At 64.8% G+C, this 11711-nt stretch carries 10 protein-coding genes and 1 riboswitch; of the genes, 6 read left to right on the top strand and 4 right to left on the bottom strand.

Annotated features, from left to right (window positions below; translation table 11 throughout):
* From ON44_RS48210 to ON44_RS14170, 6 genes are all read left to right on the top strand, one after another.
* The coding region (locus tag ON44_RS48210; protein ID WP_040690115.1) for a heavy-metal-associated domain-containing protein at window positions 1-524 on the top strand (524 nt) is incomplete at its 5' end.
* Complete coding sequence (locus ON44_RS14190; RefSeq protein WP_040690114.1) at window positions 521-2107, top strand: type III PLP-dependent enzyme domain-containing protein; 1587 nt, start codon at window positions 521-523, stop codon at window positions 2105-2107. The genes ON44_RS48210 and ON44_RS14190, both read left to right, overlap by 4 nt.
* Window positions 2107-3426 (top strand): pyridoxal-phosphate dependent enzyme, encoded by a 1320-nt coding sequence (locus ON44_RS14185; RefSeq protein ID WP_040690112.1) that lies wholly within the window; start codon window positions 2107-2109, stop codon window positions 3424-3426. The genes ON44_RS14190 and ON44_RS14185 overlap by 1 nt, the downstream gene beginning before the upstream one ends.
* Window positions 3427-3487: 61 nt before the next feature.
* Entirely contained in the window at window positions 3488-4114 is a 627-nt protein-coding gene (locus ON44_RS14180) for a TetR/AcrR family transcriptional regulator (protein WP_051181995.1), read from the top strand.
* Window positions 4115-4211: 97 nt separating this feature from the next.
* Window positions 4212-4383: riboswitch (M-box (ykoK) riboswitch) on the top strand.
* Window positions 4384-4618: 235 nt separating this feature from the next.
* The gene (locus ON44_RS14175; protein ID WP_040690111.1) at window positions 4619-5338 is read left to right on the top strand and encodes an MgtC/SapB family protein; all 720 of its coding nucleotides are present in this window, start codon (window positions 4619-4621) and stop codon (window positions 5336-5338) included.
* Window positions 5339-6052: 714 nt separating this feature from the next.
* On the top strand, window positions 6053-7558 hold the full coding sequence (locus ON44_RS14170) for an FGGY-family carbohydrate kinase (protein WP_281005153.1): 1506 nt from the start codon (window positions 6053-6055) through the stop codon (window positions 7556-7558).
* Window positions 7559-7640: 82 nt separating this feature from the next.
* Here ON44_RS14170 and ON44_RS14165 read toward each other — a convergent pair whose 3' ends face one another.
* The 4 genes from ON44_RS14165 to ON44_RS14150 form a co-directional block, all read right to left on the bottom strand.
* A complete protein-coding gene (locus tag ON44_RS14165; RefSeq protein ID WP_040690108.1) occupies window positions 7641-8912 on the bottom strand; it encodes a sugar ABC transporter permease in 1272 nt (423 codons plus the stop codon).
* Window positions 8909-9733, bottom strand: a complete 825-nt coding sequence (locus tag ON44_RS14160) for an ATP-binding cassette domain-containing protein (protein WP_040690105.1) — start codon at window positions 9731-9733, stop codon at window positions 8909-8911. Before ON44_RS14160 ends, ON44_RS14165 begins: the two co-directional genes overlap by 4 nt.
* A gap of 30 nt (window positions 9734-9763) precedes the next feature.
* The gene (locus ON44_RS14155; protein WP_218007561.1) at window positions 9764-10906 is read right to left on the bottom strand and encodes a substrate-binding domain-containing protein; all 1143 of its coding nucleotides are present in this window, start codon (window positions 10904-10906) and stop codon (window positions 9764-9766) included.
* A gap of 48 nt (window positions 10907-10954) precedes the next feature.
* Window positions 10955-11711, bottom strand: a 757-nt coding sequence (locus ON44_RS14150) for a zinc-binding dehydrogenase (RefSeq protein ID WP_040690102.1), incomplete at its 5' end; no start/stop codon positions are given.

Here is an 11711-nt window from a genome sequence, read left to right as displayed (position 1 = left end):
AGGGACTGAGCGTCGACGCGGCCATCGCCAAATACCATGACGATCTCGATCTCATCTCCCGCCAGTACGCGCTGCTGCCCGCCAATACGCGCCCCTCTTGTCTGGCCGCCATGCCACATCACCTCGGCGGCGGGCACTACACGCTGTTGCCGCTGGTGGTGGACAAGTTCGTCGAGACCTTCGAGCAGCTCGCCGAGCGAATCCGGATAACCGAGACGAGTGCCGAACTGGACGAACTGACCGCCGACGCGCCTGCCAGCGCCGAGGATCAGATCTTCTACGTGCCGGATATGAGCTGTCAGCATTGTGTCCGCACGATCACCGGGGTGCTGGAGACGATGGGCATCAAGGTGATCGAGATAGATCTGCCCAGTAAACGGGTGGTCGCCGAATTCCGCAGTCCGCGCAATCGGGCTCGCGCCTTCGAGTCGATCCGCGACGGCGGCTACAACCCGGTGGCCGAGAAACCGGCGCGAACCGCGTTGGCGTCCACGCGGTCCCAGCCCACGGAAACCACCGTATGACGGCACCGCTACCGGCGCTTCCCGCGAAGATCCATCCGCTGGTGCGTTCCTTTTTCGATACCCGCGATGCCGTCGAGGAGACGCTGATTCGCTTCGGATCCCCGATCCACCTGGTGTTTCCGCAGGTCTTCGCGGAGAACCTGAAACAGTTGCGCGCCGTACTCGACAGCAGGGGCGCGCGCTACCGAATCTGCTACGCGCACAAGGTGAATCAATCCAGAGCCCTGGTATGCACCGCCGAACATGCTGGTATCGCCATCGATGTCGCGTCCCCGCAGGAGTTGGCCAGTGCCATCGGGGCCGGATTCGCTCCGATGCGGATCGAGGTGACCGGGCCGAAAGGTGAAGCGTTCCTGCGTGATCTGATCGACTGCGGCGTCACCATCAATGTCGACAATCTGTGGGAGCTGCGGCGGATCACCGAATTGGCCGGTGACCGCGCGAAAGTTCCGGTGCTGCTACGGGTTTCCGGATTCGACGAGACAGCGGTGAGCCGGTTCGGTGTGCCGCTGGCCCATGTGGACCAGGCCCTGGATCTGCTCTCGGCCAATCGCCGGCGAATCACGTTCCTCGGCTTCGCCTTTCATATCGACTCCGGTGACGCCGCGGAACGCATCCGAGCCATCGACGCCTGCCTCGAGCTGGTCGAGCGCGCCTACGACCGCGGACTCGGCCCGTCGGTGCTGAATATCGGCGGCGGCTTCCGACAAGTGTTCACCGCCGACGCGGACCGATTCGACGGGTATGTGCGGGCGCTGCGCGAATCGCTGCTCGGCCGCGGCGAATCGATGAGCTGGTCGAACAATACCTTCGGCTATCACGTGGATGACGGTGCGGTGCACGGGATTCCGGTCTTCCACAAGTACGCGAACACCGTGCCCGCGACAGCGATGTTGAACGATCTACTCGGCGCGCCGCTGGAGCGGCACGGTGGCCGCACCGTGGCCCAGGTGACCGGGGACAATATGCTCGATATCTGGTTGGAGCCGGGCAAGGCGCTGGTCGATCATGCGGGGGTGACTGTGTCACGGGTGGAGTTCGTCAAGGAACTCGCTGATGGCACGGTGCTGGTGAATCTGGATCTGAGCCGGGATCAGGTGACCCCGGCGGATCAGGAGGTCATGGTCGATCCGGTGATCCTGCCGAGTGTCGCGCATATGCCGAGCAGCGCTCCCGTTCGCAACGCCGTACCTGGCGATGACGTAACCCCGCTGCGCAGCGCCGCCGACACGATGCCGACCTTGGGTCCGGTGGTCGAATCCGGGCCGGTCGGTGTGTATTTCGCCGGACGCCTGTGCCTGGAACGCGACCTGATCACCAATCACAAAGTCTGGCTGCCCGAATGCCCGCGCCAGGGCGATCTGGTGGTGTTCCCGAATACCGGCGCCTATCACATGGACCTGTCCGCGGCCTCGGCGTCCATGCACGCACTGCCCGCGAAACTCGCTGTAGTGCACCGCGCGGGCAGTTTCCAGGTCTACCGCGATACCGATTACGAACCGCTCATACCCGTCGGTCTGCCGCCACCGCGCCGCACTCCCCCGCGCGGCCCGCTGCCGCGCCGCCCCTCCGGAGCGCCGTAATGCGCTACGACCACATCACCGAGCTGATCGGCAATACGCCGCTGCTGCGGCTGGACCCGGCCGTGCACGGCCTGGCCAATGTCGAGCTATACGCGAAACTGGAGTCGCACAATCCCTTCGGCTCGGTCAAGGACCGGGTGGCCTGGGGCATGATCCGCGACGATCTCGACGAGATCGGAGCGAGCGGGCAGACACTCATCGAGGCGTCGAGCGGCAATACCGCCAAGGCGCTGCGCATTCTCGGCGCGATACACGGTATCGGCCTGCGCGCGGTGACCAATCGGATCAAGGTTTCCGAAGTGCGAGATCTGCTGCAGCTGTTCGGCACCGAGATCGTGGAGTTGCCCGGGCTGTCCGAATGTCCGGATCCGACCACACCGAACGATGTGTATTCGGTGATCGAGTCGACCATGGCCAAGGAGCCGGGCGCCTACTATCACGCCTCGCAGTACACCAATGAGAAGAATATCGAGGCGCATCACCACGGCACCGGCCGCGAGATCCATGAGGATCTGGCCGCCGACGACATCACCCGCGTCGACTATCTGATCGGTGGGCTCGGCACCACCGGCTCCACCCGAGGCACCGCCACCTATCTGCGCAAGCACAATCCCGAATTGCGCTGTATCGCCGTAGTTTCCGATCGGTCGGACTTCATACCCGGTATCCGCTCGGAGAGCGAGATGTGGGATGTCGGGCTGTTCCAACCCGATTTCTACGACCGCATCGTCACCATTGATTCCACCCGCGCGGTGGATGCCACCCTGGCGCTGGCCACCGGGTACGGCGTCATGGCCGGTCCGACCAGCGGCGCGAGCTATGCCGCCGCGCTGGAAATCCTTGGTGAGCAGGCACTTTCATCGAACGAACCGATGGTCGCGGTCTTCATCGTCTGTGATCGGCTCGAGCCGTACCTGTCCTATATCAAGAAGCGCAAGCCGGGACTTTTCGACCGCGCCGATCGCCGCCGCGCACCCACCCCGGCCGAACTCGCGGCGACACCGGCGGTGTCCCCGCAGGAATTGGCCGAACTGGACCGCACCGCCCGGCCCACCATCGTGGACACCCGCGGCGCGATGGCCTATCGCATCGGCCATGTGCCGGGCGCGATCAATATTCGCGACGACCAACTCGACGATATGTTCACCCACGGCATCCCGTTCTCCCGATCGCGCCCGCTGGTCTTCGTCTGTCCGGTCGGCGAACTATCGCTGCGCTTCGCCGCCATCGCCCGCCAGGACGGCTTCGACGCCAGCAGCCTCGGCGGCGGGATCGTCGCCTGGCGCGATGCCGGATTCGCACTCGAACGCGGCGGCTGATCCCCGATCGGGGTGGCCCAGCCCTGAGCCGGTCAGTGCGGCCAGGCATTAGTGTGGGCGGGTGCAAAAAGGCCAGGAATCAGCTGACGATGCCGGTCCTCGGATCTGGGGCGGTACGACGCTCACCGAACGTCGAGAGGCACGCCGCTCCGCGCTGCTCGAGGCCGCGCTCGACCTGATCGGAGAATCGGGCGCGGGCGGTGTCACCATGCGCGCGGTATGCCGACGCGCCAATCTCACCGACCGGTACTTCTATGAGAGTTTCGCCAGCCGCGACGAACTGCTGGATGTGCTCTACCGGCAGGTCGCCGACGAATTCCTGGAGCCGATGACGGCGTTCGCCGCCGCCGACCCCTCCCGCGACCGCGTGCTGTCGGAGATCCTGGTCGACAAGGTGCTCGCCGATCCGCGCAAGTCCCGGCTGTTCCTGGTCGAACCGTACTCGAGTACCGGCCTCGGCCAGACCACCATCGCGGTCATGCCGGTCTTCACCAAGGTCCTGCAGGACCACCTGTTCGCGCATATCGATGATCCGGTGCGGCGCAGACTGGCCGCGCTCACCATGGCCAGCGGTAACGCGGGCATGTTCTCGGCGTGGTTGAACGGATCGCTGCGCGCCACCCGCGAGCAGGTGATCGACCACTGCGTGGCCACGCTCGCCGCCTACCGTTCGCTCTACCAGTCCTGATTGGTCCGCATTCGGCTCCCGCGCAGCGCGATTGGACGTTGCGCGGCTCACACCGGGTTGCGAGGCCGGCCATGCGGGTGTTTACTTGCTCACGCAAGGTGCCGATCGTTCGCTGAGGCTCCTTCACGGATATAGGCCAGCGACCCCGAACGTCGAGAGACGCCCCGGGTCAGGACAGATCTCCCCGGCCTAAGGGGTGATCCCGATTGGCTCCCGATGTTGTCGGGTTCACGCCGTGAAGTGCCAAAGGTCTTACGAGGAGAGGCTTTGACCGGCGATTTGTCGGATTCCTCCGATGTGCTCTGCGCACGATGACACACGATGCCCGGCTGTGCCGCGCGTCCGATCGGAGGAAGGAGGTGAGCCGGATGTCCGGCGGTGATAGTCCGATACCCCCATTAGCCGAATATTCACCCGGCGACACCTCCGCAGCGGCGCTCCGGAACGGGACCGGTCCGTAGCCTGCTGTTCGATGGTGCGCTCGACCTAGTCAGGAAGTGCGTGATGACAACGGTAGAGATGATCCTGCGGCTGCTGGCCGGTATCGGCTTGGGCGCGGTGATCGGATTCGAGCGGCAGTATCGGGCCAGGATGGCGGGGCTGCGCACCAATGCGCTCGTTGCGGCGGGTGCGACACTGTTCGTCTTGCTCTCGGCGAACGGTTTCCACGGCGGTGCCGCGGATCCGACCCGGGTGGCCGCGCAGATCGTCTCCGGTATCGGTTTCCTCGGCGCGGGTGTGATCATCCGCGACGGTTTGAATGTGCGCGGGCTCAATACCGCTGCGACACTGTGGTGTTCGGCCGCCGTCGGCGCGCTGGCCGGTGCGGGCATGTTCACCACTGCTGCCGCGGGCGCGGTGGCGGTAATGGTGGTCAATATCGCGCTGCGCGCCGCCGGACGTGCGGTGGACCGCCAACCCGATGCCGCCATCGAACAACCCGCGTCCTACGTGTTCGTCGCGGTGACCAACGATGAGCAGGAAGCCCACGTACGGGCGCTGCTGGTTCAGGCGTTGACCCGCACCGACTTTCGACTCCTCTCGGTGTCCAGCGCGAATACCGATATCGCGGGTCGGGTGGAGGTACGCGCCGAACTCACCGGTGATCAGCGCGACGACCGGCAGATGGAATCGGCAGTGAGCCGGCTCAGCCTGGAACCATCGGTGACCAGTGTCGGCTGGCATATTTCGGTCGACGACACCGCGGACGGAGCTCGGGCATGACTCCGCTGCGCTCCTATCCCTCTAGGGATGCCCTCGATCGGCGGCGGATGTGCCCTCGAGCGTCTCGATGAGTACGGATCCCCTTATGCCGCAGCGCAGGCCATCGCGCCGATGGTCGATGTGCACTACGAGACGCTGCGGATCTGGATAAGAAGGCCCTGGCCGAGGGTGCCCGGCCAGGTAAGTATGCAGCCTCGGAGAAGCCGCGGCAGTCGGGCCGCAAGCGACCTACTAGGCCACCGCCGTTCACTCGCAGCGCATCAACAACGAGCTCCGCATTCGCTCGGGGGACTATCTCGCTAACAGCTCTGGTGCACTTCCGGTGGCGGATGAGTCGTGGTGACGGCACGATGCGTCGGTGTCGCAGCGCGGCCACACCGCGACCATCAAACCATTCCCGCTGCGTCCCGCCGTCGCCGTCGGGTTCACCCTCGACGACTGTCGGCGAGCGCGCCGGGGACGTGCACGTCGCTGCCGAATGTGGCTGCGCGCCCGCCTTCTTCGCACCACCATTGCGGGTGTCCGTCGATATCCGGTGTGAAGAGAAATTGCTTCGGCCGGTCGGCTGGACTCCCGCACACGTTCGGGGGCTGACCCTGGCGGTGCTGCCCGAGGTGGCGACGGACCGAAGCAAAAGCAGGCGGGAACGGTCCGGTATCCGCCGCCCGACTCTATTACGCTGATGCTGAACGCGGGAATGATGTGGAAGTGCGGGTGACAGGGTTGTCGGATCTGCTGCTTGGTGTCGACATGGGTACGGGCAGCACCAAGGGGGTGCTGACAACCAGCGACGGCAGGATCCTCGCGACGGCGGTCCGAAAACACGGCATGAGCCTTCCGCGGCCGGGCTGGGCAGAGGTAGATGCAGAGACCATCTGGTGGGGCGATCTGGTCGAGGTATGCCGGGAACTCGTTCCCCATATCGCAGAGCATCGTCTAGCCGGCATATGTGTCAGTGGCGTCGGTCCGTGCCTGCTGCTGTGTGACCAGGATTTGCGCCCGGTCCGGTCGGCGATTCTCTACGGAATCGACATGCGGGCTACGGCGGAGATAACTGAACTCACCGACCGACTCGGTGCCGACAAAGTGCTGCAGCGTTGCGGTAAAGCTCTGTCGACGCAAGCAGTGGGACCGAAAATGCTGTGGGTGGCGCGGAACGAGCCCGACGTGTGGCGACGGGCCACCCGGTGGTACAACTCCAGCTCATATGCCGTCGCGAAACTGACCGGGTCCTATGTGCTCGACCACCATACGGCCAGCCAGAGTGACCCGCTGTACGACCTGCGCGGACAGGATTGGGCGCAGGATTGGATCGGCGATATCGTCGGGCATCTCGAGATGCCGCAGATCGTTTGGCCACATGAGGTTGTGGGCGCAATAACGTCAGCGGCTGCACGGGAGACGGGTCTGCCCGCCGGGACTCCCGTCTGCGCGGGGACCGTCGACGCCTGGAGTGAGGCTTTCAGCGCCGGGGTGCGGCAACCCGGGGACGTGATGCTGATGTACGGCTCGACGATGTTCTTCGTCCAGGTTCTTCCTACCCTCCAAACCCACCCGCTGCTATGGACAACCTCTGGCATCGAGCCGGGGCAGTTCACGCTCGCCGCGGGAATGTCGACCTCAGGGTCGCTCACGTCATGGGTTCAGCAGTTGACCGGGGACGTGCCGTTCGAACAGCTCATCGCCGAGGCGGCGGCTGTGCCGCCGGGATCCGACGGCCTGGTACTGCTGCCGTACTTCGCCGGTGAGCGCACGCCGATCTTCGACCCGAGAGCGCGTGGCGTCGTCGCCGGGCTCAGTCTGCGGCACGGGCGAGGCCACCTCTTCCGTGCTGCATACGAGGGCATCGCCTACGGCATCCGGCAGATCATCGAGTTTCTCGACAGCGAGCAGACCCCGATCGAGCGACTCGTGGCTGTCGGCGGCGGAACCCAGGGTGGCTTGTGGACTCAGATCGTGAGCGACGTCGTCGGCCGACCCCAAGTGGTACCGACCCAAACCGTCGGCGCGAGCTACGGCGACGCGCTGCTCGCCGCGATCGGAACCGGCCTGGTTCCACCGGAGACCGACTGGGCGACCGTCGGTCAGCTCATCGAACCGAACCCCCGCACCCGGGCACTTTACGACGACCTGTTCGGCGTCTACGACAGCCTGTACGGAGCGACGAAGCCGCTCGTGCACACGCTGTCCGCCATCCAGGAGTCCCCCTTCACCGAGTGACTCCGCACATGCCCGACGGATGTTCGCGCGACATGTAAGTCGGGCCGCAATCGGCCCTACTTACATCTCCGGAGGATGTTCCTCATGCCTGTCCGTGCGAGACGCGGGATCGACGCGCCAATGAATCGATGAGTACCGCCAGGGCAAGGACAGCACCGGTGATCATGAACCGTGGGGCCGACGACAGATTCAGCAATGTCAATCCATTCGAGATGGACTGGATCACGAGGATCCCCAGTAAGGCTGAATACGCCGATCCTCGACCACCGAACAGGCTGGTACCGCCGATGACGGCTGCGGCGATGGCGTTGAGATTGACGTCGCCGGTGCCGGCACTCTGGCTGGCCGAGGCCAGCCGGGCCGCCATGAAAATACCTCCGAGCGCCGCGAGCGTGCCGGTGAGGACGAACGCAGACGTATAGACCCGGTTGACGTTGATACCGGCCCGGCGCGCGGCCTCGACGCTGCCGCCGACCGCGAACATGTGCCTTCCCCAGCGGGTCCGGGTCAGGGCATAGTTTGCCGCCACGACCGCGATGACGAAGACCATGAACATCCACGGCACTCCATTGTCCTGGTTGAGATACCAAGTGGCGGTAAGGAAGACGACCAGGAGCGCACCGCTCTTGATCAGCAGGGACTGCATGGACGGCCGGGATAGATTGGCCCGTGCCCGTTCTCGGATGTTCGCCAGACCCGCGACGAGCACGCCGACCGCAGCGACGACGCAGATTACATAAGCCACAGCGGGTGGGAGGAACTGCTGCTGGCCGAAGGTCACCAGCTGCGAACCGTACGGGAGGTTGATCGACCCGTGGCTGCCGAGCAGCTGAAGCTGAAGTCCGAGAAAGGCGAGCAGGCCGGCCAGAGTCACAACGAAGCTCGGCATACCGAATCGGGTATAGACCAGTGAATAGAGCAGCCCGATCAGCGCACCACTGAGCAGAGCCGCTAGGACAGCCACCGGCATGGGCCAGCCCTTGTTGACCCACAGGACCCCGAGGAACGCCGCCGAGAGACCACTCAGGGAACCCACCGACAGGTCGATCTCCCCGAGAATCAGGACCAGCACGATGCCCAGGGAGATCATTCCGACGGCCGCACTGTCGTACAACAGATTGACCAGGTTCGTCGAGGTAAGGAAGACCGGGTTCAGAGTCTGGAAGACAACGGCGATGCCGACCAGACCGACGAGGACAGGGAGCGGTCCCAGATCACCGGAGCGCACGCGGCGACCGAATCCGGTGATCATCCCGCCGACGCCGCCCACACCCACGGTTACTCGGCTGTCCTGGCGGTCGAGTTCAGTGCGCTCGGCCGCATCGGACTTCGTGGACGTTTCCGTCTGACTCATGACAGCTCCTCTGCGGTGTTCGCAACAGCCGCGTCGACCTCGACCGCTCGCCGGGCCGATCGACGAGCGACGACGTTGTCCGTGGCGCCCGTGATTGCGGCGACAAGCTCGTGGTTGCTCACATCCGGACCGAAAGTTCCGCTGTTGCGGCCGAGCCGGAGCACCACGATCCTGTCCGCGACCGCCCGAACGTCCTCCATGTTGTGACTGATCATGATGATGCCGAGCCCCTTGGCGCGCACCCGTTCGATCAGGTTGAGGACTTCCGCGGTTTGCGCCACCCCCAGGGCGGCAGTCGGCTCGTCGAGCATGATGAGCCGGGGGTTGACCAGCAGCGACCGGGCGATAGCGACGGTTTGGCGCTGACCACCCGACAGCGACGCGATGGGAACGCGAACGCTCGGGATCCGAGCCGATAGCTCCCCGAGGAGCTCCCAGGACCGGGTCTCCATCTCGACCTCGCTGAGCCGCGTCCTACCGAGCTCTCGACCGAGAAACAGGTTGGCGACGACGTCGAGGTTCTCACAGAGCGCGAGATCCTGGAAGACGGTAGCGATGCCGAGTTCGAGTGCCGCGTTCGGCGAGGGAATCGTGACGGGCTTCCCGTCGAAGAAGAGCTCACCGGAGTCGGGCTGATGGACACCGGACAGAACCTTGACCAGGGTGGACTTACCGGCCCCGTTATCGCCGACGAGGGCGACCACCTCGCCGGCGTGGACTTCCATATCGATGTCGGTCAGCGCGGAGACCGCGCCGAAAGTCTTGCCGATACCGCGAAGGCTGAGCACCGGCGTCGTGGACGATGTTGCCGTGGCTGTCATAAGAACTCTATCGATGGCGTGAAGGCGGTGTCAGGAGATCCCCAGTGCCGTGCATCCGGTGGCATAGGCACCGGTACACAGCTCCGCTGCGGTGTTGATCTTGGCGTCGACGATGTCAGCCTTCAGGTTGTCCCGTGTGACGACCTTCGGCACGAAGAGCATGGTCGGGGCCTTGAAGACGGTTGTCAGGCTGCCGCCACCGACGGCCTCGACCTGCTTGCCCTCGACGAGATCGACGACGACTTCAGCTGCTGCGGCAGCAACTATCTCACTCGGCTTGGAGATCGTGTTGTACTGGTCACCCGAGATCACGAGCTGGAGCCCGGCGTTGGTTGCGTCGTTACCGGTAACCGGCGGGATAGGCTTGACGTTCGCCGCCTTCAACGCGGCAATGGCACCACCGGCCGTCCCGTCGTTGGCCGCGACGATCCCGCCGATCTGCCCCCCGAACCGGGAAACCTGGCCTGCGACCCACTGCTGAGCAGCGGTCGGCTCCCAGTCAGGGGTGTCGTACTCGGCGAGCGTCGCGTACCCGCCGCTGGCGAGCCCTTCGTGGATGCCCTTCTTGATCAGACCTGCTGCCGCGTCGGTCGGTGAGCCGTTGACCTCCAGGATCCCCTTGTCGGCCGGGACGCCGGTGTCCTTCATGTGCTTGACAAGCGATTCGGCGATCGCCTTGCCGATGGCCTCGTTATCGAAGGACACGTAGTAATCGACCTTCGCGTCCGGAATGGGCCGATCGTAGGCAACGACCTTGATTCCCCTGGCCTGAGCACGTGACACCATGGAGGCCGCGGCGGTGGAGTCGACCGGATCGATCACGATGGCCTTGACGCCCTGCGAGATGGCGGCGTCGAACTGCTGCTGCTGCTTCGCCGCGTCAGCGTTGGCGTTGTTGTAGAGCGCCGTACAGCTCGCGCACAACTTGCTGAGCGCAGCCTTGAAGCCCGGCGCATCGTGCTGCTCATACCGGGTCGATGCCTGGTCCGGCATGAGGAAGGCGACCTTCGCGCCATCGATACCGCCGGTAGCGGTTTTGGCGTTCTTACCCGAGCTACACGCCGCGAGCGGCAGTGTGAGGGCAATAGCGAGGACGATGGCGGCCCGGGTGGTCTTGGTAACGTTCATGTCTTTCCGATCTGATGTGATGTCCGGGTGGCAGTGGGCGACCATGGTTCGGCCAGTCGCGAGCCGATCGTTTCCGTCAGCCGAGCCGACCGATCAGGGAATGAGTGAGACCTTGATCGACTCCTTGCCCGACGCGACGAGGTCGAGTCCGCGCGCAAACTCCGCAATCGGCAGCTGGTGGGTGCAGATGTCGTCGAGCGGGAGCTTGCCGCCCTCGATCAGCCGGATCGCAGCAGGCCAGCAGTTCGGTCCCAGATGGGCGCCGCGCACGTCGAGTTCCTTGTCATCGCTGATGATCGTCCAATCGACGGTCACCGCCTCCTTGAAGACGCTGTATTCGATGAAGCGACCGAGCTTGCGCAGCAGGTTGAGGCCCTGGATCACCGCCGACGGGTGCCCGGTCGCCTCGAGGTAGACATCGGCGCCATAACCACCGGTAAGTTCTCGAACGCGGGCAACGGGATCTTGCTTGCTGATGTCTATCGTCATCGTGGCCCCGGCGCGCGCCGCAAGCTCCAGCTTGCGCGGCTCCATGTCCAGAGCAATGACCTGGGCCGGAGACTTCGCCGCCGCACCCGCGACCATGCCGAGGCCGATGGGCCCGCACCCGGCGACGACAACCACATCGGAGAACGTGATGTCGGCCCGTTCGACGGCGTGGAGTGCGCAAGACAGCGGCTCCGCGAAGGCCGCGTGCGCAGGGGGAATGTCAGCGCTGATCCGATGGACCAGAGAACCCTGCGTGATGACCATGTACTCCTGCATGCCGCCGTGGGTTGCGCGCTTGAAGCCGTAGATGTCGTGCACCTGACACATGTGGTAGTTGCCCTCGGCACAGTAGCGGCAGTTC

Source organism: Nocardia vinacea NBRC 16497, assembly GCF_000308835.1.
Taxonomy (GTDB): domain Bacteria; phylum Actinomycetota; class Actinomycetes; order Mycobacteriales; family Mycobacteriaceae; genus Nocardia; species Nocardia vinacea.
This window is presented reverse-complemented; position numbering and strand designations above follow the sequence as displayed.